Annotated in this window: 28 protein-coding genes; 10 read left to right on the plus strand and 18 right to left on the minus strand. The window is 66.5% G+C overall.

Annotation, left to right across the window (positions count from 1 at the left end; all coding sequences use genetic code 11):
* Positions 1-110: 110 nt before the first annotated feature.
* Together Mspo_RS13185 and parC are read right to left on the minus strand one after the other, a co-directional pair.
* Positions 111-329: a hypothetical protein gene (locus Mspo_RS13185; RefSeq protein WP_244613437.1), complete on the minus strand. Its 219-nt coding sequence runs from the start codon at positions 327-329 to the stop codon at positions 111-113.
* Between the two features lie 343 nt (positions 330-672).
* Positions 673-2,925, minus strand: coding sequence for a DNA topoisomerase IV subunit A (parC, locus tag Mspo_RS13190; RefSeq protein ID WP_159730467.1), 2,253 nt, complete (start codon positions 2,923-2,925; stop codon positions 673-675).
* Between the two features lie 150 nt (positions 2,926-3,075).
* On the opposite strand from parC, the gene Mspo_RS13195 reads away from it, so the two are divergent.
* Complete coding sequence (locus tag Mspo_RS13195; protein ID WP_159730469.1) at positions 3,076-3,318, plus strand: hypothetical protein; 243 nt, start codon at positions 3,076-3,078, stop codon at positions 3,316-3,318.
* Between the two features lie 38 nt (positions 3,319-3,356).
* Here Mspo_RS13195 and recO read toward each other — a convergent pair whose 3' ends face one another.
* The 6 genes from recO to mgtE all read right to left on the minus strand — a co-directional run bounded on the left by recO (position 3,357) and on the right by mgtE (position 7,970).
* Positions 3,357-4,079 (minus strand): DNA repair protein RecO, encoded by a 723-nt coding sequence (recO, locus tag Mspo_RS13200; protein ID WP_159730561.1) that lies wholly within the window; start codon positions 4,077-4,079, stop codon positions 3,357-3,359.
* A 78-nt stretch (positions 4,080-4,157) separates the two neighbouring features.
* A complete protein-coding gene (locus Mspo_RS13205; protein WP_159730471.1) occupies positions 4,158-4,388 on the minus strand; it encodes a DUF1737 domain-containing protein in 231 nt (76 codons plus the stop codon).
* Between the two features lie 98 nt (positions 4,389-4,486).
* Positions 4,487-4,762, minus strand: coding sequence for a DUF6460 domain-containing protein (locus tag Mspo_RS13210; RefSeq protein WP_159730473.1), 276 nt, complete (start codon positions 4,760-4,762; stop codon positions 4,487-4,489).
* Between the two features lie 194 nt (positions 4,763-4,956).
* Positions 4,957-5,382, minus strand: a complete 426-nt coding sequence (locus Mspo_RS13215; RefSeq protein ID WP_159730475.1) for a hypothetical protein — start codon at positions 5,380-5,382, stop codon at positions 4,957-4,959.
* A 137-nt stretch (positions 5,383-5,519) separates the two neighbouring features.
* A complete protein-coding gene (locus Mspo_RS13220) occupies positions 5,520-6,479 on the minus strand; it encodes a GH25 family lysozyme (protein WP_159730477.1) in 960 nt (319 codons plus the stop codon).
* 78 nt (positions 6,480-6,557) lie between these two features.
* Positions 6,558-7,970, minus strand: a complete 1,413-nt coding sequence (mgtE, locus tag Mspo_RS13225) for a magnesium transporter (protein WP_159730479.1) — start codon at positions 7,968-7,970, stop codon at positions 6,558-6,560.
* Positions 7,971-8,064: 94 nt separating this feature from the next.
* Between mgtE and Mspo_RS13230 the strand changes: the two genes are divergently transcribed.
* Positions 8,065-8,955 carry a polysaccharide deacetylase family protein gene (locus tag Mspo_RS13230; RefSeq protein WP_159730481.1) on the plus strand — a complete coding sequence of 297 codons (891 nt, stop codon included), beginning with the start codon at positions 8,065-8,067 and terminating at the stop codon, positions 8,953-8,955.
* A 15-nt stretch (positions 8,956-8,970) separates the two neighbouring features.
* On the opposite strand, the gene Mspo_RS13235 is transcribed toward Mspo_RS13230, so the two are convergent.
* From Mspo_RS13235 to Mspo_RS13250, 4 genes are all read right to left on the minus strand, one after another.
* A complete protein-coding gene (locus Mspo_RS13235; RefSeq protein WP_159730483.1) occupies positions 8,971-9,606 on the minus strand; it encodes a hypothetical protein in 636 nt (211 codons plus the stop codon).
* 559 nt (positions 9,607-10,165) lie between these two features.
* Entirely contained in the window at positions 10,166-10,642 is a 477-nt protein-coding gene (locus Mspo_RS13240) for a MaoC family dehydratase (protein ID WP_159730563.1), read from the minus strand.
* A 57-nt stretch (positions 10,643-10,699) separates the two neighbouring features.
* Positions 10,700-11,599, minus strand: coding sequence for a TIGR01459 family HAD-type hydrolase (locus Mspo_RS13245; RefSeq protein WP_159730485.1), 900 nt, complete (start codon positions 11,597-11,599; stop codon positions 10,700-10,702).
* Between the two features lie 220 nt (positions 11,600-11,819).
* A complete protein-coding gene (locus Mspo_RS13250; protein WP_159730487.1) occupies positions 11,820-12,539 on the minus strand; it encodes a carbonic anhydrase in 720 nt (239 codons plus the stop codon).
* A gap of 128 nt (positions 12,540-12,667) precedes the next feature.
* Here Mspo_RS13250 and Mspo_RS13255 point away from each other — a divergent pair, with 128 nt between their 5' ends.
* The 3 genes from Mspo_RS13255 (at position 12,668) to Mspo_RS13265 (ending at position 16,590) form a co-directional block, all read left to right on the plus strand.
* Positions 12,668-13,525, plus strand: coding sequence for a CoA ester lyase (locus Mspo_RS13255; RefSeq protein ID WP_159730489.1), 858 nt, complete (start codon positions 12,668-12,670; stop codon positions 13,523-13,525).
* A gap of 94 nt (positions 13,526-13,619) precedes the next feature.
* Complete coding sequence (locus Mspo_RS13260) at positions 13,620-15,077, plus strand: COG4223 family protein (protein ID WP_159730491.1); 1,458 nt, start codon at positions 13,620-13,622, stop codon at positions 15,075-15,077.
* Positions 15,078-15,201: 124 nt separating this feature from the next.
* Positions 15,202-16,590 carry a heme biosynthesis protein HemY gene (locus tag Mspo_RS13265; RefSeq protein ID WP_159730493.1) on the plus strand — a complete coding sequence of 463 codons (1,389 nt, stop codon included), beginning with the start codon at positions 15,202-15,204 and terminating at the stop codon, positions 16,588-16,590.
* A 44-nt stretch (positions 16,591-16,634) separates the two neighbouring features.
* Here the strand turns inward: Mspo_RS13265 and Mspo_RS13270 are convergent, their stop codons facing one another.
* The 3 genes from Mspo_RS13270 to Mspo_RS13280 are packed head-to-tail and all read right to left on the minus strand — an operon-like array spanning position 16,635 to position 19,014.
* Positions 16,635-17,204, minus strand: a complete 570-nt coding sequence (locus tag Mspo_RS13270) for a Smr/MutS family protein (protein WP_159730495.1) — start codon at positions 17,202-17,204, stop codon at positions 16,635-16,637.
* Positions 17,197-18,309, minus strand: coding sequence for a murein transglycosylase A (locus Mspo_RS13275; protein WP_159730497.1), 1,113 nt, complete (start codon positions 18,307-18,309; stop codon positions 17,197-17,199). Before Mspo_RS13275 ends, Mspo_RS13270 begins: the two co-directional genes overlap by 8 nt.
* 12 nt (positions 18,310-18,321) lie before the next feature.
* The gene (locus Mspo_RS13280; protein WP_159730499.1) at positions 18,322-19,014 is read right to left on the minus strand and encodes a Tim44/TimA family putative adaptor protein; all 693 of its coding nucleotides are present in this window, start codon (positions 19,012-19,014) and stop codon (positions 18,322-18,324) included.
* Between the two features lie 170 nt (positions 19,015-19,184).
* On the opposite strand from Mspo_RS13280, the gene Mspo_RS13285 reads away from it, so the two are divergent.
* Together Mspo_RS13285 and secB are read left to right on the plus strand one after the other, a co-directional pair.
* Complete coding sequence (locus tag Mspo_RS13285; RefSeq protein ID WP_159730501.1) at positions 19,185-19,652, plus strand: FxsA family protein; 468 nt, start codon at positions 19,185-19,187, stop codon at positions 19,650-19,652.
* 116 nt (positions 19,653-19,768) lie between these two features.
* Positions 19,769-20,251, plus strand: a complete 483-nt coding sequence (secB, locus tag Mspo_RS13290) for a protein-export chaperone SecB (protein ID WP_159730502.1) — start codon at positions 19,769-19,771, stop codon at positions 20,249-20,251.
* Between the two features lie 18 nt (positions 20,252-20,269).
* On the opposite strand, the gene dnaQ is transcribed toward secB, so the two are convergent.
* Genes dnaQ through Mspo_RS13305 form a run of 3 tightly spaced genes read right to left on the minus strand, consistent with a single transcriptional unit; the run spans position 20,270 to position 22,278 of the window.
* The gene (gene dnaQ, locus Mspo_RS13295) at positions 20,270-21,007 is read right to left on the minus strand and encodes a DNA polymerase III subunit epsilon (protein ID WP_159730504.1); all 738 of its coding nucleotides are present in this window, start codon (positions 21,005-21,007) and stop codon (positions 20,270-20,272) included.
* A 24-nt stretch (positions 21,008-21,031) separates the two neighbouring features.
* Complete coding sequence (gene coaE, locus Mspo_RS13300; protein ID WP_159730506.1) at positions 21,032-21,649, minus strand: dephospho-CoA kinase; 618 nt, start codon at positions 21,647-21,649, stop codon at positions 21,032-21,034.
* Positions 21,646-22,278 (minus strand): nucleoside triphosphate pyrophosphatase, encoded by a 633-nt coding sequence (locus tag Mspo_RS13305; RefSeq protein WP_159730508.1) that lies wholly within the window; start codon positions 22,276-22,278, stop codon positions 21,646-21,648. Before Mspo_RS13305 ends, coaE begins: the two co-directional genes overlap by 4 nt.
* Before the next feature lie 457 nt (positions 22,279-22,735).
* Here Mspo_RS13305 and hemE point away from each other — a divergent pair, with 457 nt between their 5' ends.
* The 3 genes from hemE (at position 22,736) to rho (ending at position 25,691) form a co-directional block, all read left to right on the plus strand.
* The gene (gene hemE / locus Mspo_RS13310; protein WP_159730510.1) at positions 22,736-23,773 is read left to right on the plus strand and encodes a uroporphyrinogen decarboxylase; all 1,038 of its coding nucleotides are present in this window, start codon (positions 22,736-22,738) and stop codon (positions 23,771-23,773) included.
* Positions 23,774-23,776: 3 nt separating this feature from the next.
* Positions 23,777-24,196 carry a protoporphyrinogen oxidase HemJ gene (hemJ, locus tag Mspo_RS13315; RefSeq protein WP_159730512.1) on the plus strand — a complete coding sequence of 140 codons (420 nt, stop codon included), beginning with the start codon at positions 23,777-23,779 and terminating at the stop codon, positions 24,194-24,196.
* A 226-nt stretch (positions 24,197-24,422) separates the two neighbouring features.
* Positions 24,423-25,691: a transcription termination factor Rho gene (rho, locus tag Mspo_RS13320; RefSeq protein WP_159730514.1), complete on the plus strand. Its 1,269-nt coding sequence runs from the start codon at positions 24,423-24,425 to the stop codon at positions 25,689-25,691.
* The last annotated feature ends 60 nt before the right edge of the window (positions 25,692-25,751 follow it).

The raw sequence follows: 25,751 nt of genomic DNA on the forward strand, positions 1-25,751 counted from the left end.
GCCGTCGTCTCGGCCAGAGCCTCGAAGTCGCGTCCGCTCGCGTCCATCGCAATCCCCCAAAGATCGAATCAGAGGATGCCGAGAGATTCAGCTCAGACGCGTCTTGTCACCTATTTCTTCACCCGATCGCCCTGGAAGGTCGCCTGGCTCATATTGGCTTTTTCACGAATTTTCTTGATGGCGTCCGGAGAGAGCGGCTCGGCCGGCGTCAAGCAGCCGATGTCGAAGCGGCGCATGGTCGCTTTGTCGATCGCGCCGACCGCATGCAGGTCCGCTGCGATCTCGTGAAGAGATCGAAGCGCGTCGCTGCGGTGGCTGCGTCCAATCATGGCCTTTTCCCAGACTTCGGATTACGCGATGCTCATTTTTGTCGAATAAAATACGAATGGCGCTAGCCGCTCATTGAGGAGAATCACGCATCCGTCTTTGACAATCCAGGACTTGAGCGAGCCGTCGCCAAATTTCTTTTTATCGCGTCGAAAGACGAACCCGACTCAATCGCAGGTATATATCGAGCGGCCGCGTTGGCTTTGTTAAAGGCGCCTCTCGACCCCGATTTACTTTTCGAGGCCGAAAAGAGGAAAAGCGTTGATGATCCTTTATACAGTCAAAAAGTTCTTGAAGCTGCGCCGCTAGAAAACTTTTTTGCGGTCGACGATCAAGAATGATGTCCTAACCGAACCGATTGCTCTTCGGAAACCCGCGCGGCGGCAGCCGCCCCGCCTCCGCCCGATGGGCGATCCATTCCTTCAGCTCCTGCTTGCCGACGGTGAAGACGCGGCCGGACGAATCGGTCCAGGTGAGGCCATCGGCCAGCGCGAAGACCTTGGCGTCGGCGACGCCGCCGTCCTTGTAGCGCTGCAGACGCACGCCCTTGCCGCGCGCCATTTGCGGCGCCTCGGCGAGCGGGAACACCAGGAGCTTCCGATTCTCGCCGATGATGGCGACATGGTCGCCCTCCGCCGGCGTGACGACTTTCAGTTTCGACGGCGGCTCGACATTGAAGACCGCGCGGCCCTTGCGCGTCGTCGCGACGAGATCGTTCTGCGAGACGACGAAGCCGCGACCATCGTCGGCGACGAGCAGCAGCAGCGCGTCCGGCGTCTGCGGCAGAACCTTCACGATCGCCGCATCCTCGTCGATATCGGCCATCAAGCGGATCGGCTCGCCATAGCCGCGCCCGCCCGGCAGCTTGGCGGCGTCCAGCGTATAGGCCTTGCCATTGGAGGCGAGCGCCAGAACCTTGGACGTCGTCTGCGCGAAGAAGGCGGTGTCGAGCCCATCGTCGCCCTTGAACTGCAATTGCGTCAGATCGGCCACATGGCCTTTGAGCGCGCGTATCCAGCCCTTCTGCGTCACGACCACGGTGATCGGCTCGCGCTCGATCAGCGCCTCGGCGAGATCGATGTCGGTCGCCTCGGGCGCGTCCTCGAAAGTGGTGCGGCGCTCGGCGAGAACGGGATTGGCGTTGATCGTCTTCTTCAGCTCGCGAATCTGCGCGGTGATCGCCTTCCACTGCTTGCCCTCGTCGGCGAGCAGCGCCTCGACCTCTTTCCTCTCCTCGCCGAGCTTCGCATGTTCCTTGCGCAGCTCCATCTCTTCCAGCTTGCGCAGAGCGCGCAGGCGCGTGTCGAGAATATAGTCGACCTGCACATCGGTGAGCTCGAAAGCGGCTTTCAACGCCTGCTTTGGCTCGTCTTCCTCGCGGATGATGCGAATCACCTCGTCGAGATTGAGGAAGACGACGATCATGCCCTCGAGCACTTCGAGCCGGCGCACGATCTCCGCGAGACGATGGCGCGAGCGGCGCTCCAGCACCTCGCGGCGATGATCGAGCCATTGCCGCAGCGCCTCGTCCAGCGAGACGACGCGCGGCACGGCGCCGTCGACGAGCACATTCATATTGACGGGGAAACGAACCTCGAGCTCGGAGAGCTTGAACAAAGTCTCCATCATCAGCGCCGGATCGACGGCGCGCGTGCGCGGCTCGATGACGATGCGCACATCCTCGGCGGATTCGTCGCGCACATCGCCGGCGAGCGGCGCCTTCTTCTCGACGACGAGCTCGGCGAGCTTCTCGATGAGGCGGGACTTCTGCACGCCATAGGGAATTTCGGTGACGACGGCGACCCACTGCCCGCGCGCGCTCTCTTCCCTTTTCCAGCGCGCGCGCAGGCGGAAAGAGCCGCGCCCCGTGCGATAGGTCTCGACGATCTGCGCGCGCGGATCGACGACGATGCCGCCGGTCGGAAAATCCGGCCCTTGCACGAAGGTGAGCAATTGCTCGGCGGTGGCGCTGCGATGCGAGATCAGATAGAGCGCCGCGTCGCAGAGCTCATTGAGATTATGCGGCGGAATGGAGGTCGCCATGCCGACGGCGATGCCCTGCGCGCCATTGGCGAGCAGATTGGGGAAGGCGGCCGGCAGCACCACCGGCTCCTGCTCCTCGCCCGAATAATTCGGGCGGAAGTCGATGGCGTCCTCGTTTATGCCCTCGAGCAGCAGACGCGCGACCGCGGTCATGCGCGCTTCGGTGTAGCGATAGGCGGCGGCCGCGTCGCCGTCGACATTGCCGAAATTGCCCTGCCCGTCGACGAGCGGATAGCGCGAGGAGAAATCCTGCGCGAGCCGCACCAGCGCGTCATAGATCGCCTGATCGCCATGCGGATGGAAGGAGCCCATCACATCGCCGACGATCTTCGCGCATTTCTTGAACGGCGTGTTGGGGTCGAGGCGCAGTATCTGCATTCCGTAGAGAATGCGCCGATGCACGGGTTTCAGCCCGTCGCGCGCGTCCGGCAGCGCGCGTCCGGTGATCGTCGAGAGCGCGTAAGTGAGATAGCGCTCCTCGAGCGCGGCGCGCAATTCGACGGGCACCGCATCCCCGCCGCCTCCTCCTTCCGCCGTCGTTCCGCTCTTCGCCATATCGCCCGATCCCGCCCTTTCGGCGTTTGCCGCGCGTGTTTATATCCCGCCGTGACTGAGGCGTGAACCATTGCCGTCCCGCGGCGCATCCACTAAGACAGCCGAGCTTTCGGCGTATTGTCGCTTCGCCGTTCTTTCGAGCCGCCCCCCATGAAAAAGCCCCTGCTGTTCGCATTCGCCCTCGGCGCCGCTTTGGCGTCGGCCAGCGCCCGATCGAAGGCTGTCGAATTCTCGCTGCTCGACTGGCTTCCCTTTTTTCATGAGGATGCGGCGGAGAAAAAGGACACGCGCCGCGCCCGCTCGCCGCAGGCGCTGTGCAAGGAGGTCGAAGTGCCGCTCGACGAGGGCTATGGCGTCACCCGCCGCGAGCGGCGCGTCGTCTGCGACGAATGATGTCGGTCGAGCGAGCCTGAAGGCTCGCATCAAAAGGCCTATGACGCCGCCGCCGCGGCCACATAGAGCGCGCGCGCCTGCGGCGCAGCGAGACCGCGCGGGCCGAAGACGTCGCGCTCCAGAAAATGTCCCGTCAGGCGGAAGGCCGCCGCCAGCTCGCCCGCATCCGCCCCGGCCGGCGCCGGCTGTCGTAGAAATTCGGGAAAAGGCAGCAGCCTGTCGCGCCAGGGCGCGCCGGCCGAGCGGGCCACGGCGCGGCCCGTTTTGGGCGACACATAGGCGAGATCGGCCGTCTCCCCGGTGAGCGCGCAGCGCTCGAGATCGAGACCGAAGCCCAGCGCGGCGAGCAGCGCCAGCTCGAAGCGCGCCATCAGCGCGGGGGCGAGCTCGAGCGAATCGAGCCGATCGGCGATCACCTCCGCCATATCGAGCAAATCGCCATGCGGATCGCGCTCGGGCAGAAGCCGCAGCAGCGCGCAGAGATGGCCGACGCCATGCAGGGCGAAGGCGCGGTCGATGAGCCGCGCCGCGCGCGCGCGCAGAGGCTCCACGGCGAAGGCGCCGAGATGCTGCTCGAGCCGCGCCCGCCACAGCGCCTCGACGCTATTGCCGGGCTGAAGCACGGAGCGCAGCGCGCGGCCGGCGCCGCCGCGCACGAGGCCGAGATGGCGGCCATGCGCGCGCGTCATCAGCTCCAATATGACCGCCGACTCGCCGTGGCGCTTGACGCCGATGACGAGCCCTTCGTCCCGCCACTCCATCTGCCCCGTCATATCTGGAGCGTTTCCAGCCGAAGTGGACGCCGGTTCGGCGTTGGAAACGCGTCAAAACAAAAGACTCTAGAGGTCGGACAGATTCACGTCCGGCGTATAATTGAAATCGTAGACGTCCTTGGTGATCGCCTGGCCGCAGATCACCCGCCCCTTGGTCGCGTCGAAGGTGAGCGTGGGCGAGCCGTAGAGCGACCAGCCCTGGCTCAGCGCCTCGGTCACGCGCTTGCAGAACTCCGCATCGTCGGGCCCCGTCAAATAGCGAAAAACGGTCGATCTCTTGCCTCGCGTGGTGGACATTTCGGCTCCTCGATGGTTTTGCGGCCGGCCGCGGCCGCGCTCCCGCTCTCATTCTTCTCGCCGGCGGCAGGGCGCAAGGATTTTCTGCAAACCGCGGGTCAACGCCGCCCGGCGCTGAAGAGGCGCAGCACGAACCAGATCGGCACCACTATGGCCGCGCCGGTGATCACATAGGAGATGACCGTGTGGACCGCCCCGAAGCCGAGCGAGGAAATGCGGTCGATGAAGCGCCGCGCGCCATGCACCAGATCCATGGGCTCGATCTCGAGCCACATCAGCAGCGCGCCGACGACGAGCGACACGAACAGCAGCTTGACGAGCACCTGCAGCGGCGACCCGCCGAGAAAATCCTGGAGTCGACTATTGGAGGCCATGCGCGTCCTTCGCTCTCTGTTGTGCTCTCACGACTTTCCGCGTGATCGCTTCCCGGGCGGGACCGTCATCGCGAGGAGCGGAAGCGACGAAGCGATCCAGGAGCCGCGCCACGGCCCTGGATCGCTTCGCTTCGCTCGCGATGACGGCCGGGGCGGCGGTCGTCCCGGCCTGCGAAGCAACGCGAAAAATCCTGTCAGAGGCTCTCGCCTTTCGGCGCCTCCTCACGGAAGAGCTTCATCATGCGTCGGAAGAATCTTTCGGTAAAGGAGAGCGCGCGCTCGAACTCCTCCTCCCCGGGCAGGCCCTTGCGCGGCGCGGCCTCGGGAGCGGCGCCGGGGAGCCTGGCGCGCAATTGCGCGTTCTCTCGGGAAAGGCGATCTATCTCCGCCTGCAGCGCCTCGCGCTCCTCGGCGGCGACGCGGCAAACGGAAAGCCCGCCCTCGACCGTGCAGAAGGACACCGCGCCGGTCTGCTTGTCGAGCCGTAGCAAGCCGCCCTCGGCCGGGCTCATGGCGAATCGTCCGGCCTCGCTCTGGGAGGAGTCGGCGGCGGGCGCTTCGGCCCGCGCCACGCCCGAGACGAGGACGATAGCGAAAAAAGTGAGGGAGGTGACGCGCATCGGCTCCGACCGGGTTCAGGAGGCCGCCCCTCGAGGCCCCGCTCCGATGTGGCGAGCGGGGCCGCGCGCGTCAATAGGGGCGTCTTTTCGGCGAAGAACGCGTCCTTCAAGCTCGCATCCAGACGCCGAAAGACATTTCACTGCGCGTTCTTCATCGCGGAGGGGAGCATCACCGGATCGTCCTCGATCAGCTTCTCGATGCCGCGATCGTCGATCGGCTTCGCCGCCGCCGATACGACCGGCTGCGCCTTCAGGCCGGTCGTGTCGGCGAGCCATTCGCGCCATTGCTGATGGCTGCCGTTGAACGCATTCTGGTCCACGGCGACGGAAATGCCGGGCACGCGTCCGTCGGAGCGATATTGCCAGAAGGTCCATTTGCGGTCGCCATAGCGCACGGCCGGATGATATTTCGTCGAGCGCACCCAGATCGGATAGTCCGACAAGGCGCCCGAATGCAGGATCGCCTGATAGAAATCGACCGAGCTGTAGATGATCGGCTTCTTGCCGTAGTGGCGCTCCAAATCCTCGAGCATCACGCGCATGTCGCGCAGCACCTCGTCGCGATAGAGCGTGCGCTTGCAGGTCCGCGAGGTCGGCGTCGCCTCGACGTCGATCACCGGCGGCAGCGCGTCCGGCTCCGCCGGCACGACGGATTTGAAGAATCCCGTCTCCTCGTGCGGCGGCCGGCACCAATAGACGAAATGATAGGCTCCGCGCGGAATTCCGGCCGCCTTGGCGGCCGCCCAGTTGCGCTGGAATTTGGAGTCGAGCGCGTCGCCGCCTTCCGTCGCCTTGATGAAGGCGAAGGCGACGCCCGACTCCTTCACCGCCTGCCAGTCGATGTCGCCCTGATATTTGGAGACGTCGACGCCATGCACGGAGAATTCGGCGCTGCGCGTCGCCGGATAGGCGTGGAGCTGCGATTCCGGCACCGCATAGGCGAGATAGCTCGGGTCCTTGCGCGCATTGACGAGCGGCGCGCTGGTGGAGAAGCGCGGGCGCCCGCGATAGGTCGGGTCGACGCCGCTGCCGCAGCCGGCGAGGGCCGTTGAGAGGAGGACGGCGGCCGCGGCCGCGAAAATCTCGTTCGATCGCATTGCGCGAAAATATCCCGCAAGCCGGTAACGAAGCGTTAAACCGCGCCCCGAGCGATTCGCCGCGGGGCGACGCGCGATTCACGCCAAGTGGAACCATAATGTGGCTATGCCTAGAAAGGAACCATAGCCGACGACGTCCGTGACGGTGGTGACGAAGGCGCTCGAAGAGACGGCCGGATCGACCTCCCAGCGATCGAGCAGCATGGGCACGAGAATGCCGCCCAGCGCGCCCGCGGCGAGATTGGTGAACATGGCCAGCGCCATCACCGGGCCGAGCCCGACATTCTGGAACCAATTGGCCGCGACGAGCCCGGTGATCAGCCCGAATGCCGCGCCGTTCAACGCGCCTGTCGCCAGCTCGCGCAGGATGATGCGCATCGCGTTGGAGCGCGAGAGCTCGCGCGTCGCCAGCGCCCGCACCGTCACCGTCATCGTCTGCGTCGCCGAATTGCCGCCTTGGCTCGCCACGATCGGCGCGAGCACGGCGAGCGCCACCATCTGTTGAAGCTGAGATTCGAACGCCTTCAGCACGCTCGCCGAGATGAAGGCGGTGCCGAGATTGATGAACAGCCAGAGGAAACGGCTCCGGACGATCCACCAGAAGCTGTCGGTGAGCTCTTCGTGCGGATTGACGCCGCCGAGCGCCTTGATCTCCTCGGAGGCCGCCTCCTGAATGACGTCGACGACGTCGTCGATGGTGATGACGCCGACGAGCCGCTCCGCCTCGTCGACGACCGGCACGGAAACGAGATTGTATCGCTCGAAGAGCCGCGCCACCTCTTCCGTGTCCTCGCCGAATTCCACGCGGCGGCGGTCCGCCTGCATGATCTCCTCGACGCGCGTCTTGGGATGGGCGCGCACCAGCGCGTCCAGAAAGACGGTGCCGAGCAGCCGATAGGCGGGATCGACGACGAAGACCTCGAAGAAATTGTCCGGCAGCTCGTCCGGCTCCGTCGCGCGGAAGAAATCCAGCACCTCGCCCGCCAACCAGAAGGGCGGCACGGCGATGAGCGTCGTCTGCATCAGGCGCCCGGCCGTGCCCTCGGCGGCCTCCAGCGAGCGGCGCAGCACGATGCGCTCCTGCGCCGGCAGCGCCTCGAGGACTTGCGCCTGCTCCTTGGGCTCCAGCGTCTCCAGAATGGCGACGGCGTCGTCGCTCTCGAGCTCGCGCATCGCCTCGGCGAGCGTCTCGACCGGCAGCTCCTCGAGAATGTCCTCGCGCGTCGACTCGCCGACCTCGGTGAGGGCGGCGAAATCGAACTCGTCGCCCATCAGCTCGACGAGGCGCGGGCGCTCCTCATGCTCGAGCAATTCGATGAGCGCGCCGAGATCGGCCTCATGCAGCGGACCGACGAGCTCCTTGACATGTCCGGAGTCGCCCTCGGCGATGGCCTCTTCCACCGCGGCGACGAAATCGGCGCGCGGCTCGCCGGTCTCTTCGTCGCGAAAATTTCCTTCCGCAGGCGCCGATTTTTCATGGTCTTGCGACATATGGGGCCCTGAACGATGCGCGAGGGTTCCGCCCGGCCGGCGAGACCGGGAGCAGGGCTCCCATAACCCGCCGCGCCGGGAAAGCAAACCGTCGATGCGCCTACTCTCCCCTCTCTTTTGCTCTTTCGCCGCCCTGCTCGCGATCATTCCGGCCGCGAGCGCCGCCGAGTGCGGCCCGCAGGCGCTCGGCGTCTCGCGCATCGTCCAGATCGACGGCGGCGAGAGGCTCGCCCTCGGCCTGCAGACCTATCCGCGCACGCTGGCGCTCGCGGATCGCGAGCTGGTCCTCACCTTCGACGACGGCCCCGCCCATGGCGCGACCGAACGGGTGCTGGAGGCGCTGAAGGCGGAATGCGCGCGGGCGACCTTCTTTCTCGTCGGCTCCCATGCCGCCGAAGCGCCGGCGCTGGTTCGGCGCATCGTCGCCGAGGGGCACAACGCCGGCCATCATTCCTACAGCCATCCGGCGCGCACGCTGCGGCTGATGAGCGAGAGCGCGGCCAGAGCCGACATCGAGAAAGGCTTCGCCGCCGTCGATTCCGCGGCGGGCCTCGAAGGCCGGCATCCGCATTTTCCCTTCTTCCGATTTCCCGGTTTCGCCGACACGCCGGAGCTCGTGCGCTGGCTGGAGGACAAGGGCGTCACTGTGTTCGGCGCCGATCTCTGGGCCTCCGATTGGCAGGAGATGACGCCGCGCGCCGAGCTCGATCTCGTCCTGTCGCGGCTCGAGGCGGCGGGCAAGGGAATCGTGCTGTTCCACGATCCGCGCCCCTCCACGGCGGCGATGATGCCGGAGTTTCTGCGGGAGCTCAAAACGCGCGGCTTCCGCCTCGTTCACCTCGTCCCGGGCGCGGGGCCGACGCCGATCGTCCACGCCAAGCCCGGCTGGACCTCGGCGACCGAGGCGATCATCGCCAAGACGCTCGGCCCCAAAGGGCTGCGCAGCGAGCCGCAGGAGGAAGGCCGCGGGGTGAAATCGCAGTGAGATGCAGGGCCGCGCTCAGATCCGCCCGCGGTCGCAGGCGTAGAAGCCCTGCGCGCCCCAGCAGGAGCCGGTCTTATAGACATTGCCGAAATCGCGGTCCTTGAGCCGCGCGGTCCACACGCGGCCCTGGCGCAGCTTGATCGTCAGCGGACCGTCGTCGATCTCGAAGATCACTTCTTTGTCCTTGTCGCGCAGAATGCGGCAGGTCTTGGCGATCAGAACGCGGCCGTCGATCTTCACGAAACAGCGCGCCTCATATTCATCGAGCGTGGCGGGGCTCTGCGGCGCCGGCGCAGGCGAAGCGGGCGTCTGGTCGTGGGGCCGAGACTCCTGAGGCGAAGTCTCCTGAGGCGAATCCTCCTGGGACGAAGACCCCTGGGGCGACGGCGCGGTCGTTTCCGGCTCCGATTGAGCGACCGGGGCGGGCGACACGCCCCGGGACGCGGCCTGGTCCGAGGAGAGCGGGATGGCCAAGGGGGCCGCAGTGAGAGGGGCCGCGGCGAGCGGCGGCGCGTTGTCGAAGGAGCTGCGCGGCTTCGCCGAAAACTCGCCGAGAGCGGAGGCCGGATAGCCGAGATCGCCCGCGCCGGCCGCCGAGGCGAGGCCGACGCCCATCGTGGCGCCGAGCAGCGTCGGGAATCTCACGCTCATGACTTTCTCCTCATCGCCGCATCGAGCACGGAACAGGCGATTTGCTCCTGTCATTCGGAGCGCGCCGCCTCGGCGGAACATCGATGGAAGAGCGACGCCCGCCGCGCTTCTAGTGGTCTGCGTCATTCGAACTGAAGACCCGAAGGCCCCCTCCCTCACCCGCTGCGCGGGAGAGGGGGCGTCGACGTTTCGCGTATTCTCGATGAAGCGCCGAATCTGCTCCCTCTCCCGCGCAGCGGGGGAGGGCTGGGGAGGGGGTTCGAGCGTCTTCACTTTCATTGACGCAAGCCACTAGAGCGTTTCCAGCCGAAGTGGACGCCGGTTCGGCGTCTGGAAACGCGTCGAGACAAAAGCCCAGGGTCTTTCCGTGTTTCAATGAAACACGGAAAGACCCTATGCCGTGGGCCGACAAGGCGCTTCTCTTGCATGAGCGTGGCGGCGAAAAAGGGCGCTTGTTCGGCGCCGCGGCGGCCGGCCGGCGCCGCGATTGCGTAAGTCCGGCGCGAAGCGCCGCCGGCGCCGTCCGCGCCCGTTCCCCCGCCGGAGAAAAGGTTCTGTCTCAGGCCGAGGCGGCGGGCTTCGCCAATTGCGCGGCGCGGGTCGCCTGCTCGCGGCTCGGCACCATGACCCAGGCCTCGCCGTCCAGCACCACCTTGCCGTCGACCAGGCACTCGCAATGCAGCCGCGCGCGGCGGCCCTTCTCGATCAGCTCGACGATCTCGACGACGACATGGATGACGTCGCCGATCTTGACCGGAGCGCGGAAATTCAGCGTCTGCGACAGATAGACCGCTCCCGGCCCCGGCAGATACATGCCGATGACGGTGGAGATCAGCGAGGCCGTGTAGAGGCCGTGCACGATGCGCTCGCCGAAACGGGTCTTGCTGGCGAAATGGTCCGACAGATGGATCGGATTGCGGTCGCCGGAGAGATCGGCGAAGGCGATGACGTCGTCGTCCATGACGGCCTTCATCAAGGTCTCGCGCATTCCGACGCTGAGGTCTTCGAAATAATAGGTCTTGAAGGGCGTCGACATGGATCCGGTCACAGCTCACTCTCGCCCGGCGGCGGCTCCGCCGGACCGATTCTCCATCTACCACACCAGAAACGGCGCAAATGCAACCGGTTTGACTCCGGCGCCCGCCAAAAGGGCGCCCATTGCGGCGGCGTCCAGCCGGCGCTTCGGCGGCGGATAGAGATCGTCGCGATGCACGCCCTCGGTCAGAAACAGAGAGTCGAGGCCCGCGCGCGCGGCGCCGAGCAGGTCGGTCGCCACGCCGTCGCCGATCGCCAGCACCTTCGAGGCGGGAGGCTCCTCGCCCGAGAGCTCCGCGATCTTGCGCAAAGCGGCGGCGTAGATCGGGGGATAGGGCTTGCCGGCCATCACCACCTCGCCGCCCAGCGCCGCATAGCGCTCGGCGAGCGCGCCGGCGCAATAGACGAGCTCTCCGGCGATGGCGACGACAACGTCCGGATTGGCGCAGAGCATCGGAAGGCCGCGCTCGCGCATGAGCTCCAGCGTTTTCCGATAGTCGTCGGGGGTCTCGCGGCGCTCGTCGATAAGCCCGGTGCAGACGACATAATCGGCGTCGGCGAGCGGAACGCGGCGGAATTTTCCGCCGAGCAGGCGATCGGCGGCCTCGAACAGCCCATTGTCGCGCGGCGGGCCGAGATGATGGCAGGCCTCGCCCTTGCGCGCGACCATCTGCTCGAGCGTCAATTGGCCGGCGCTGACGAGATCGTCATAGGCGGCGCGCGGCAGGCCGAGGCCGTCCAGCTGGCGGCGCACCTCCTCGCTCGGCCGCGAGGCGTTGGTGACGAGCGCCACTTTTCCGCCGCGCGCGCGAAAGTGCTCCAGCGCGGCCGCGGCGATGGGGAAATGCGAGCGGCCGTCGATGAGCACGCCCCAGACGTCGCAGAGGATCGCGTCATAGCGCTCGGCGAGCTGCGACAGGCCGGAAATCTGTGGAATTGCAGCGGCTTGCGACGACATGAGCCTCTCGCCCTCAGAGCGTTTCCAGCCGAAGTGGATGGTCTGGATTACTCGAATGGAAGACCCGAAGGCCCCCTCCCTCCCCCTCTCCCGCTGCGCGGGAGAGGGGGGCGGCAACGTCTCGTGAACCTTCGATGAAGCGCCGAATCTGCTCCCTCTCCCGCGCGGGGGAGGGGTGGGGAGGGGGCCGGAGCGCCTTCATTTGCATTTATGCAAGCCACTAGAACCGCGGCTGCGCGAAGGCGGCGGCATGGGCCTGCGGCGCGATCTGCGAGAATTGGCCGCAGGCCTCGTCGAGGACGAGGAGCCTGCCGTCCATCACGCCGAAATAGGCGCCATGCAGCGAGAGATAATGACGCTGCTCGAGCGTGGCGATCCAGGGGAAGCTGCGCAGATTGGCGACGCCCTGCTTGATCGACTCGAAGGCGAGCCGCTCGACATAGTCGGGCGTGACCGGATCGGGAATGGCGCCGGCGCGCTCGGCCGCCGGGGCCAGCAGCTTGATCCAGCTGCCGATGAAATCGCCGGCCGAGAGCGGCCGCGTATACGGGTCGGCTCGACTCTCCGCATAGGCGCGCACGCCGCCGCATTGTGCGTGGCCGAGAATCACCAGATGCTGCACCTTCAGCGCCATCACCGCATATTCCAGCGCGGCTGAGGTGCCGTGATAGTCGTTGTTCGGCGCATAGGGCGGCACGAGATTGCCGACATTGCGGATGACGAAGAGCTCGCCCGGCCCGGCGTCGAAGATCGCCTCCGGCGCGACGCGCGAATCGCAGCAGCCGATGACCATCGTCCTCGGCTTCTGGCCCTCCGCCGCGAGCTCGTGGAACCGCTGCTGCTCGCCGCGGAACCGCCCCGAGAGAAAGGTCTCGTAGCCTTTCGCGAGATGGGCGGGGAGAATGTCGCCGGGCTGCTCTTTCGGGCCGGCTTCGGTCATAGTCGCTCCTCGTGGCGCAATGCGCGTTCTGTAAAGAACGCCGTCGCAAGCGCCGGGCGATGGCGCGCCGGCGGCCGCTCCTTTATTGTGGAGCGAGACCGACGAGGCAAGGGGAGAAAGACAGAGCCATGATTTCGCGACCGCGACGCAGCGTGCTGGCCATGCCGGGATCGAACGCCAGAGCGCTGGAAAAGGGCAAGACGCTCGCAGCCGACGTTTTGATGTTCGAGCTCGAGGACGGGGTCGCGGAAGCCGCCAAGGAGACGGCGCGCGAGCAGGTCGTCGCCGCGGTGAAGGGCGGCGGCTATGGCTCCCGCGAGATCATCGTGCGCGTGAATGTCTTCGATTCGCCGTGGTACGCCGCCGATATCGCCGCCGTGGCGGCGGCGGGGCCGGACGCGATCGTCGTCCCCAAGGCGAATAGCCGCGACGACATTCTACGCGCCGCGCGCGATATGAAGGAAGCGGGCGCGCCCGCCCATACGACGCTCTGGGCGATGATCGAGACGCCGCGGGCGCTCTTCGATATCGAAAAAATCGCCAGCGCGGCAGAGGAGGCGCCGCTCTCGGCGATGATGCTGGGGCCGAACGACATCGCCAAATCGACCCGCGCGCGGTTGACGCCGGGCCGGCCGGCGCTCGTTTCCTGGCTCTCCGCCTCTGTGCTCGCCGCGCGGCTGCACGACGTCGACATCGTCGACGGTATCTACAATGATTTCAACGATCTCGATGGGCTCCGGCGGGAGGCCGAGCAGGGCCGCGACCTCGGCATGGACGGCAAGATGCTGATCCATCCCGGCCAGATCGCGACCGTCAACGAGGTTTTCGCGCCCTCGCCGGCCGAGGTCGACTTCGCGCGCAGAATCGTCGAGCTGTTCGACGCGCCGGAAAATGCGTCGATCGGCGTGGCGCAGATCGACGGTCGCATGGTGGAGCGGCTGCATCTCGACGGCGCGCGGCGGACGCTGGCGCTCGCGAGCGGCTGAAATTCCCGGCGCGCCGAGACTGCAACGAAGCGGCGGATGTTTCGCGGAAAGTCCGCCTCGTCTATAAGAGGATGCGGCGAGGAGCCCCCGGAACATGGCGCAGCACGACAGAGACACCGCAGCGGAAAGCCACGACGCCCCGGAAACGACGGCCGGCGAGGTCTGGACGACGACGAGCGTCGAGCGTCCGGCCGAGGCCGAGCGCTCTGAAGGCCAAGCAATTTCGGCGCCCGTTGCAGAGCCGGTTGCGCCGGCGAAGCAGCGCCGCAAGAACTGGCACCGCTTCACGCTGCTCGCGGCGACGCTCGGCCTCCTCGCGACGGCGGGGTCGATCGCCGCCTATCGCTTCCGCGACAAGCACGAGAAGCTCGCGGCCTTCGCCACTGCGGTGGACGAGACTTTCGCGCGGCCGGAAAAGCTCGTCTCGGCGCTGCGCGACAATGTCGTGAAATGGACCGGCGAGGCCGAAAAGCCCGCCCAGCCCGCGAAAGCGCCTGCGCCGATCGATCTCGGCAAAGCCGACACGAGCGCTCCCGCGCCCGTCCCGCCGATGGAGGCGAAGCCGCCGGAGCCTGCGGCGCCGCCGCGCTCCAGCGGCGATCGTATCACCTGGGCCGCGCCCGGCTCGACGCCGGCTCCCGCCCCCGCGCCAGTCGCTCCGGCTCCAGCCGCGGCTCCCGAGCCGCCCGCCAAGCCCTTGGCGGAGGCCAAGCCGACCGCCGCGCTCTCCAACGAGCCGACGGAGGCGCTGGCGCGGCGCGTGGACGAGTTGGAGCGAATCGCCCGCGAAGCCTTGGCGCTCGCCGAACAAGCGCGTTCGGGAGCGGCGGCCGCCGCCGGCGAGGCTCCTCGCGTGAACCCGAAGCTTCAGGACATCGAGGATAATGTCGGAGGCCTGGAGGGCCGCATCGACTGGCTCTCCGACCGGCTCGACCAGCTGCGCGAGAAGCTCGAAGCGCCCAAGGGCGAAACGCGCGTCGCGCGCGAGGCCGTGGAGCCGCCGCCACCGCCCCCGGCCGAGCCGGCCAAGGGCCCCGATCCGACGAATATTCTCGTCGTCGTCAACTCGTTGCAGCGGGCGCTGGACCGCGGCGCGCCTTACGCCTCGGAGCTCGCCGCGCTCGCCGCGCAGGGCGCCGACCCCGAGGCGCTCGCCGCGCTCGCCCCTTCCGCAAAGAAAGGCGCGCCGGACGCCCGCGCGCTGCGCGTCTCTTTCCATTCCCTCACGCGCAATCTCGAGGAGTCCGCCGAGCTGAAGCCGGACGCGCCGCTGGCCGACCGCCTGCTGCACGGGGCCTCCAAGCTCGTGAAGATCCGCACCGCCGCCGAGAAGGAAAAGGCGTCGATCGGCGAGATCGCCGCCAAAGTGGAGGCGGCCCTCGATCGCGGCGAGATCGAAGCGGCGCTCGCGACCTTCGGGGAATTCCCGGACGACGCCAAAACCGTCGCGCGCGAGTGGGAAGAGACGGCGAGGCGGCGGATCGCCGCCGAGACGGCGGCCGCGTCCATTCTCTCGGGCGCGCTCGACGCGCTCGCAAAATCAAAGAACTAGAGCATGTCCCCGAAAAGCGCGAAGCGGTTTTCGGAGAAGAACATGCGAATTCGAATAGCCGCAGAGCGCATTCGGACATGATCGTCCGAATGCGCTGTGCAGCCGAGGCGAGGATCGACGACCCATGATTCTGCTGCTCATTTTCCTGGCGGCTCTGGCCGCTTTCTCCATCGGCCTGCACTGGCTCATCGAGCAGCCGGGTTCGGTCGCGCTCGACTGGGGCGGCTATCACATAGAGACGACGCTCGTCGTCGGCGCGGCCGCGCTGATCGCGACGGTCGCGGCGATCATCATCGCCTGGGCGATCATCGCCTATTTCTTCCAGGCGCCGGCGCGGCTCAAGCAGAGCTCCCGCGCCAAGCGCCGCGAAAAAGGGTTTCAGGCGATCTCCCGCGGCATTGTGGCGGCCGGCGCAGGCCATCTCGGCGAAGCCAAGCGGGCCGCCAAGGACGCGGTCAAATATCTCGACAAGGAGCCGCTGACCTATCTTCTGCGCGCGCAGGTCGCTCAGCTCGAGGGCGACCGCGTCGGCGCCGAGACCGCCTTCCACGAGATGACGCAGCTCTCCGAGACGCGGCTTCTCGGCCTGCGCGGCCTGCACATGGAGGCCAAGCGGCGCAAGGACGACGAGGCGGCGCATCATTTCGCCGATCAGGCGCATCGGCTCGCGCCGCTCCCCTGGGCCGGACATGCGCTGCTCGAGCATCATGGCGCGCAGGCGAATTGGGACGAGGCGCGCGTCGCCATCGAAGCGAATCTGAAGGCCAAGGCCATCGATCTGCCGACCGCGCAACGCCTGCGCGCCGTGGTCGAGACCGCCATGGCGCTGGAAAAGCAGGAGGAGCATCCGAGCGAGGCGCTGCATCTCGCCCGTCAGGCGATGAAGCGCGCGCCGGATCTCGCGCCGACCGTCGCGCTGATCGGGCGATTGCTCGCCCGCCATGGCGACAGCGCCAAGGCATTGAAGCTCTTGGAGAGAGCCTTCGCCGAACAGCCGCATCCCGACATCGCCGAAGCGTTTCTCGAGGTGGCGCCGAGCGAATCCAACGCCGAACGGCTGGCGCGGGTGAAGAAATTCGCCGCCGGCGCCTCCCATTCGCCGGAGGCCGGAATTCTCGTCGCGCGCGTGGCGCTGGCGGCGCGCGATTTCGCGACAGCGCGCAAGGCGCTGGCGCCGCTCGTCGCCGAGGGCAAGACGCCGACCGCCCAGGTCTGCCTGCTGATGGCGGAAGTCGAGGATGCGGAAAACGGCCCCAGCGGTCCGGTGCGCGAATGGCTCGCCCGCGGCTCGCGCGCCCCGCGCGATCCGGCCTGGATCGCCGATGGCGTCATCTCCAGGCGCTGGGCCCCGGCCTCGCCGGTCACCGGCAAGCTCGACGCCTTCGTCTGGGCGACGCCGCCCGAGCCGGTCCGCGCCGCGACCGAGGACGCCAAGGCCGATATTCCCGCCGCCTTTCTGACGCGGCCGGAACGGCTGCTGGAAAGCAAGATCGAGGAAGGCGCGACCGCCTGATATGACATCCGTCACTGCGAGGAGCGTAGCGATGACGGTCTATCTCACGCCTTCGCTCCGCGCGGGCGCCTGATCTGCACATAGAGCGCGCCTTCGCCGCCATGGTGGCGGGCCGCCTCGCCGAAGCCGACGACGAGATCGCGCATCGCCGGCGAGCTCAACCACATGGGCGCGAGCCGGCGCAGCACGCCGCCCTCCTCGTTGCGAACGCCTTTGCCCGTCACCACGATCGCCATGCGCGCCCCCGCCGCCTGCGCGCGGCGCAGAAAATCATAGAGCGCCGTCTGCGCCTCCGCCTGACGCAGCCCGTGCAGATCGAGCTTCGCCTCCACCTCGAGCCTGCCGCGGCGCAATTTCGTCCGTGTGCGATGGTCGATTTCCGCCGGCGGCGGGGCCGGTCGGGGACGCGGCTTCTTTTCCGGCGGCGGCGAAGGCGCGGCGACCGTCGCGGCCGCTCCCTTCTTGGGCTCGGGACGTTCGACGACGGGCTCCTCCGGCGGGCGACGACGACGGCCGCGCGAGGGCCGGACATCGGCCGTCACCTTGTTCCAGAGCTCGATCTCTTCGGGAGACAGAAAGCGTGAGCGACGCGATTCGCGCGGCGGATCAGTCATCGCCGCCCTCCGCGTCCCGCGGCAGCAGCACCGTGAATTCGGCGGAGTGGCGGACGAGGCCGGCGAGCGCTCCGGCCTTCTCCCCCGCGCCGAAAAAGAGATCGGCTCGGGCCGGCCCGAGAATCGCCGATCCCGTGTCCTGCGCGATCATCAATCGCGCGAATGGCTCCGCGCCGGCGCTGCGCCACGGGATCGTTCCAGCGATCCAGAAGGGCAGGCCGTAGCTCCACAGCGAGCGATCGACGGCGATGGAGCGCAGCGGCGTCAGCGCGCAGCCCTGCCCGCCTATGGGCCCGTCGCGCCGTTCGGGAGACGAATCGGCGCGGAAGAACACATAGGAGCGGTTCTCCTGCATCAGCCGCGCGCCCGGCGCGCCGTCCTCCTGGCCGAGCGCGCGGATTTCCGCCTTCAGCCGCTCGAGCGACATTTCGTTCTGCGGGACGAGGCCGCGCTCGATGAGCAGCCGGCCGATCGACGTATAGGGCCGGCCATTGCGGCCGTCATAGGTGAGCGGCAATTCGCGCCCGTCGGCAAAGCGCAATCGCGCCGAGCCCTGCACCTGGATCAAAAACAGATCGACCCGGTCGCGCGCATAGGCGATGGGCCTCGGCCGCAGGTCCGGCGGGCCCTCTTCCAATGCGCGGCGATCCGGATAGGGCTCGAGGCCGCCGTCCGGCCGGCGCCGCGCCGAGGTGAGCGGCTCGCCCGCTTCGCCGCTGATCGGCGCGTCGTTCAAGGTGACGAGATCTGCCGGCCGCGCCGGAACGGGCGCACGAAATTCGGCGTCGGGCGTCTCGCGCGCGGCGACGACAGGCTCGTAATAGGCGGTGACGAAGCCTGCGCCGCGGATGCGGAAAGGACGGAACCGCGAAGCGAAGAAGTCGCGCGCGGCGTCGTTCGACAGCGCCGGCGCGTCTATGGAGAGAGCCGCCCGGCAGACGCGCGAGAGCGCCGCATCCGCCGGCTGCGCTGGGCGCAGGGCTGCGTCGCTGGAGAGGATCGTCTTCGCCGAGCGCTGAAAGACGCGGAACGCGTCGCGAAGATCGTCCTGACGAAAAGCGTCGATCGAATCGAATCCGACGGGTTCGAGATCGACGGGCGGCAAAGCAACGTCCGCCTAATGGACCGTCTCGGTCGACACGAGCTTCCAATTCGGATCGCGCGCGGCGACATCGCGCGCGAAGGTCCACAAATCGACGATCTGGAGCGGCCGAGCGGGATCGCCTTCGATCACGGCGCCGGCGCTGTCGCGGCGGACGGATTGGAGCTCGACGACGAAACGAAGAGTGATCTGCGCCTTGCGGAGCTCGACTTTGGCGGCCTCGACCGTCGCCGCTTCGATGGAGACGACATGAGCCTCGGCCGTCTCGCCGCGCCGCTCGCGGGCGACGATCTCGGCCGCGAAACTGTCGAACACCTCCGGCGAGAGGAGATTGCGCAGCGTTTCGCGGTCGCCCTTGGCGAAGGCTTCGACGATCATCGCATAGGCTTTTTTCGCGCCCTCGACGAAAGCGGGGCCGGAGAAGGAACGATCGGCCGCGGCGATCTGATCCAGACCGCGCCAACCGTCGCTGCCCGATTCGGCGACGCCTTTCCAGCGGTCGGCGTCGAGGGCGGCGGAGGCCGGCGACGGCGAGAAAGCCGAGCCCTGAGCCGCAGGGCCGATCCGCCGCGCAGAACCTCGCAGCCGGTCGGAAGCGGGGGGTTCGCGGTCGACGCGCACGCCGAGGACCGACCATAGCTTCCAGACGACGAAAGCCGCCAGAGCGGCAAAGACCAAGATGGAGGGGTCGAAATCGGATCCCGACAAAGGGCGTCTCCCAGTCGCAGGGATTGTCCGGTATCATGTCGCGTCCCAGATGTCACGAATCAAGCCCCGGAGCGGGGCGAGCGAGCGGGTGAGGCGTTTCACCCTCCCCTCGGGAGGTGGAGATCCTGGACTTTTGAAACGCGCTGACGAGGGATGGAGGGCGCTACGACGTGAACAAGTCGAAACTCCTCGCCTATGTGCTGACGGGCTGGCTCTTCGTCGAGATCGTCGCTTTCATTCTCGTCGTGCAGCTGCTCGGCGTGCTGGCGGCGGTCGCGCTCGGCGTCGGCACGACTTTGCTCGGCCTCGCCGACGTCAAGCGACTCTTCCTCTATCTGCGGGGCCGGATCGGCCAGCCGCGCGCCGAGACGAAATCGGGCGTCCCGCTCCTCGACGGCGGGCTCGAGGCCGTCGGCTCGCTGCTGCTGATATTGCCGGGCTTCGCCTCCGATCTCGTCGGCCTCGCGCTGAAGTCGCCCTCGATTCGCGCGCGAGTCGCGGATCATATTCGCGGCAAGACCGAGCGCCGGGGTCCGCAGACGATCGATCTTTCGCCGGGCGAATGGAAGGCGATCGCGGACGAAGGGCCGAAGCGCCGCGTGCGCTCGCGCCGCGCGCCTCCTGTCAAAGCCGTCTGATCGGACAGAGTCGAACCTTGTTGTCGCACGCGAGGGGACGTGTTAGGCGGGCGCCGTGACCGGCGCGACAACCCCCTCTGGCCGGTCGGGAGCCGACATCGGCAGGGAGTTCGACGATGACCGATACGAATGGAAACGGCTCCGGCCCGACCGGCGCCCCGGCGCTCAATGTGCTCGTGCAATATGTGAAGGACCTGTCGTTCGAAAATCCGAACGCGCCGCGCTCGCTGCAGCCGCGTGAAAATCCGCCGGAGATCGGCATCCAGGTCAATGTGAACGCCAAGCAGATGTCGCCCGACGACTTCGAGGTCTCGGTGACGCTCGAAGCCTCGGCGACCGAGGGCGGCGAGGCGCTGTTCAAGCTCGAGGTCGACTATGGCGGCGTGTTCCGGCTGGTGAACATTCCCGCCGAGCAGATTCATCCGATCGTGATGATCGAATGCCCGCGGCTGCTGTTCCCCTTCGTGCGCCAGGTCGTCGCCGACGCCACGCGCAATGGCGGCTTCCCCCCGCTCTATATCGATCCGATCGACTTTTTCGCGCTCTATCAGCAGCGCGCCGCCCAGGCCGCGCAGCAGGCTCCCGCCAACGCCAATTGAGCCGCGAGAGGCGAGCCGTCAGGCGCGCTTCTCCATGACTTCCGCTTCGACCTCCGCCTCCTCCGGCTGCGCGAGATAGCGCAGCCACACGGGCTCTTTTCCCAGCTTGGCGATGAACGCCCCATGCGCCGCTCTCTCCTCCTCGGTGAGGAGCGGCACGAGCTTCTGTGGACGGCGGCGTAGCAGATCGCCGCCGCCATGTTCGGCGAGCGCCACGGCTTCCGCCTGCAGAATGAGGGCGGTTTGGCGCCCGCCCATCAGCTCCGCATAGACCTCCGCGAGCAGACCGGCGTCGAGCAGAGCGCCATGCTTGTCGCGTTTCGTCAGATCGACGCCATAGCGCTGGCAGAGCGCGTCCAGAGTGTTGGACGCGCCGGGATGGCGGCGCCGGGCGATGGTGAGTGTGTCGACGACGCGATCGAACGAGATCGCCTCGATCCCGAGCAGCCCGAGCTCGAAATTGACGAAGCGCATGTCGAATTCGGCGTTGTGCGCGACGAGAGCGGCGTCGCCGACGAATTCCAGAAAGCTTTCGGCGATCTCGCGAAATTTCTTCTGGCCGGCGAGAAAGGCCGAGGAGAGGCCATGCACGCGAAACGCCTCTTCCGGCATGTCGCGTTCGGGATCGAGATAGACGTGAAAACGGCGGCCGGTGGGGATGAGATTGGAAATCTCGACCGCGCCGATCTCGACGATGCGATGGCCTTTGGTCGGATCCAAGCCGGTCGTCTCCGTATCGAAGACGATCTCACGCATCGCGAACGACCTTTCGTTTGAAAATCAACGCGACTCTTTTCGCCGCGCCGTCAGCTCGTCGAGAATTAGCCGAACTTGGCTTCGAGCGGAATCCAGACCGCGGTCGGTATGCACTATGAAATGGGCGCCGGCGCGCTTTTCGGCGTCGGGCGTCTGCTTGGCGAGGATCGCCGCGAATTTCTCCTCCGTCATGCCGGGGCGCGAGAGCACGCGCGCGCGTTGGACGTCCGGCGGGGCGGAGACGACGACGACGGCGTCCACATCCTTCTCCGCGCCGATCTCGAAGAGCAGTGGGATGTCGAAGACGACGACGCTCTCTTTCGCACGTCGGCATGTTTCGAGAAATTCGTCGCGTCCGGCGGCGACGAGCGGATGCACCAGCGCCTCGAGCCGGCGCAGCGCCTCGACGTCGCCGAGCACGCGCGCGGCGAGTCGGGCCCGATCGACGACGCCGTCGATGGTGGTTCCGGGAAACATCTCTTCGATGCGCGCCGCCGCCGGGCCGCGGTAGATCTCATGCACGGCGCGATCGGAATCATAGACGGGAACGCCTTCCGCGCGGAAGAGATCGGCGGTCGTCGATTTGCCCATGCCGATGGAGCCGGTGAGACCGATGACGAGAGGTCGCGTCTCGGCGCTCATGAGAGAAGCGCGCCTTCGCGTCGAAGCGCGTCCAGGACGGGCAGCAGCGGCATGCCGATGATCGTCCAGTGATCGCCGACGATGCGCTCGAACAAATGAACGCCGAGGCCCTCGATCTGATAAGCGCCTGCGCTGGCCGTCGCCTCCTCGCCGATGATTTCGAGATAGCGGGCGAGGAAGTCGTCAGAGAAGGAACGCATCGTCAGCTCGGCGCAGGCGACGGTCTCGAAAATTACCTCTCCGTCACGCGCGAGCGCGACCGCGGAATGCAGACGGTGCGCGCGGCCAGAGAGAAAGCGCAGCTGCTCGGAGGCGGCGGCGGTGGTCGCCGGCTTGCCGAATCGCCGCTCCTCGCAGCTCGCGACCTGATCCGCCCCGAGGGTGAGCGCGCCCGGCCGCGCCAGCGAGACGGCCGAGGCTTTGTCCCGCGCCAGCCTCGCCGCGACCGCGTCGGCGTCGCCGCCCGCCGCGACGACCTCGGCCTCGACGGCGCGCTCATCGATCTCGGCGGGACAAATGAGGAAAGGAAGGCGCGTCTGCTCGAGCGCCGCGCGGCGGCCTTTGCTCTTGGAGGCGAGAATCAGCGGCTGCGGGTGAAGCCAAAGGACGCCATCGCGATGACTCGACATCGAAGCCTCCTCGGTTCGCCGCCCACAGGGCCGGCGCGACCATGAGTGTTATGGGGAAAAGAACGACGCCCGGACGGGAGCGTGTGGACAGCTGCGCATATCGGGCCGAAGGGATCAACAGGCGAAACATCGGGCGAACGAAGCGACAGCCTGGGCGTGGGAACACGCAATTCTCGACCGTCAAACGTCGTCATTCTGTTAATATCGTCGTATCATTATGATATTTATCAGTTTAATGCCCTGTCCACAGTCCTGGTGGAAATTCCTCTACAGCTACGGCGACGCTACGTAAGGTGTGGACGAAAGGTTGACAGAAATTAACCTTCGTTAAGAAGGCCCTAACAAAAGCAAAAAAATCTCTAAAAGATTGAATTTTCTTTTTGTGTCGTTTTGGGCTAGCTCGATGCCGTCAAGAGCGTTTCGTCCTTTCCCCGACCTCGCCGGAGCCAAAACGCAAATGGGTGACTTGAAGCCGCTCCTCGCCGTTCTGAGCGGCGAAGCACGAGCCGTTCCGCCGCTCTGGCTGATGCGGCAGGCGGGCCGTTATCTCCCCGAATATCAGGAGCTTCGGGCGAAAGCCGGGAGTTTCCTCGACACCTGCTACAATCCGCGGATCGCGGCGCGGATCACCCTGCAACCGATCGAACGCTTCGGCTTCGACGCGGCGATCCTGTTCAGCGATATTCTCGTCGTTCCGGACGCGCTCGGCCAGAAGGTCTGGTTCGAATCGGGGTCCGGCCCGAGGCTCGTTCCGGTCGAGAGCGACGCCGAAATTGCGGCGCTCGCCGAGAGCTTCGATATCGAAAAGCTCTCGCCGGTTTTCGAGACGATCGACCGGGTGAAAGGCGAATTGCCGAAATCTGTCGCCTTCATCGGCTTTTGCGGGGCGCCTTGGACCGTCGCGAGCTATATGATCGCCGGCCGCGGCACACCGGATCAGGCGCCGGCGCGGCTCTTCGCCTATCGGCGTCCGGAGGCTTTCGCGCGGCTCATCGACACGCTCGTGGAGGCCTCGGCGGCCTATCTCATTCGCCAGATCGACGCCGGGGTCGAGGCGCTTCAGCTCTTCGACAGCTGGGCGGGCGTGCTGCCGCCGTCGGAATTCGAGCGCTGGGTGGCGGAGCCGCTGAAAAAGATCATCGGCAAGGTGAAGGCGGCGCGTCCTCGGGTTCCGATCATCGCTTTCGTGCGCGGCGGAGCGACGCATTTGGCGGGTCTTTCGGAACGGCTCGGCGCGCAGGCGCTCGGCCTCGACACGGCGATCGATCCGGCCTGGGCGGCGGAGACTATTCCGGCCGGGACGGCGTTGCAGGGAAATCTCGATCCGCTCGCTCTGCTCGCCGGCGGGGCGGCGCTCGACCGCGAGATCGACGCGATCTTGCGCTGCTTTTCAGGACGCCCGCATATTTTCAACCTGGGTCACGGCGTTTTGCCGGAGACCCCGCTCGAGCATGTCTCGCAATTGGCGGCGCGTATTCGCGGAACGGGAAATTGAGCCATGTATCTCTGGATCAAAGCTTTGCATGTGATCGCGGTGATCGCCTGGATGGCGGGGCTGCTCTATCTGCCGCGGCTCTTCGTCTATCACGCGGGAGTCGGGCAGGGCGCGCCCGCCGAACTGTTCAAGAAGATGGAGCGCCGGCTCTCTCTCTACATCATGGCGCCGGCGATGATCGTCTCCTGGCTCGCGGGCCTCGCGCTGATCTATCTCGGCTCGTTCCATGGCGCCGGCTGGCTGCACGCTAAAATGGCGCTCGTCGTGCTGCTCACCGGCGTTCACTTCTATTTCGGCGTGACGCAGCGCGCCTTCGAGCGTGACGAAAATCGTCGGCCGGCGAAATTCTTCCGTTTCGTCAATGAGGTTCCGACATTGCTGATGATCGGCATCGTCATTTTGGTGATCGTGAAACCGTTCTGACGGCCGGGGTTTTCCCCGACCTTCACCCGATTGTCATGAGTTTCGGGCGTATGGCTTGCGTTTCCGCCCGAAACGGATTAATTGCAGAATACTCACCTCAAGGCAGATCGTCGTTTCACACGACAGCCGGAGCAAGACCGGCTCACCGGGGCGTCGGCTCCCGCTTCCCTTCTGCCCATCCCGCCTGGCCCGAGTTTCATCCGAATATCGTCGAGGATTGTCCCAAATGGGGGAAATCAAGCTTCAGGACCTGAAGTCCAAGTCGGCCGCCGAGCTTCTCGCCTTCGCGGAGGAGCATGAGGTCGAAGGCGCTTCGCTCATGCGCCGGCAGGAGCTGTTGTTCGCCATACTGAAGCAATTCGCCGGACGCGACGTCGAGATCGTCGGCGAAGGCGTCGTCGAGGTGCTGCAGGACGGCTTCGGCTTCCTGCGTTCGCCGGACGCCAATTATCTGGCAGGGCCGGACGATATTTACGTGTCGCCCTCGCAGATTCGCCGCTTCGGTCTGCGCACCGGCGACACCGTGGAGGGCATGATCCGCAGCCCCAAGGAGGGCGAGCGTTATTTTGCGCTGCTCAAGGTCAATTCGATCAATTTCGAAGACCCCGAGAAGGTCAGGCACAAGGTTCCCTTCGACAATCTGACGCCGCTCTATCCCGACGAGCGGTTGAAGCTCGAGATCGAGGATCCGACCCGCAAGGACCTTTCCGCTCGCGTCATCGATCTCGTCGCGCCGATCGGCAAGGGCCAGCGCGCTCTGGTCGTCGCGCCGCCGCGCACCGGCAAGACCGTGCTGTTGCAGAATATCGCGCAGTCGATCACCACCAATCACCCGGAATGCTATCTGATCGTCCTTTTGATCGACGAGCGTCCGGAGGAAGTGACCGATATGCAGCGTTCGGTGAAGGGCGAGGTCGTGTCCTCGACCTTCGACGAGCCGGCGGTGCGTCACGTGCAGGTCGCGGAAATGGTGATCGAGAAGGCCAAGCGCCTGGTCGAGCATCGCCGCGATGTGGTGATTCTGCTCGACTCGATCACCCGTCTCGGCCGCGCCTACAACACCGTGGTTCCGTCCTCGGGCAAGGTGCTGACCGGCGGCGTGGACGCCAACGCCTTGCAGCGGCCGAAGCGCTTCTTCGGCGCGGCGCGCAATATCGAAGAGGGCGGCTCGCTGACGATCATCGCCACCGCGCTGATCGACACCGGCTCGCGCATGGACGAGGTGATCTTCGAGGAGTTCAAGGGCACCGGCAATTCGGAGATTATTCTCGACCGCAAGGTCTCCGACAAGCGCGTCTTCCCGGCGATCGACATCACCCGCTCCGGCACCCGCAAGGAAGAGCTGCTGGTGCCGTCGGATATTCTCAAGAAGATGTATGTGCTGCGCCGCATCCTCAATCCGATGGGCACGGTGGACGCCATCGAGTTCCTGCTCGGCAAGCTGCGTGAGACGCCGAAGGGCAACGCCAGCTTCTTCGATTCGATGAACACCTGAGCGCGTCCTGCCTCTGGCGTAGGTTCGAGTAAGGACGCGGTTCTCGCCCTCGCAGCAAAG

Source organism: Methylosinus sp. Ce-a6, from assembly GCF_009811655.1.
Taxonomy (GTDB): Bacteria; Pseudomonadota; Alphaproteobacteria; order Rhizobiales; family Beijerinckiaceae; genus Methylosinus.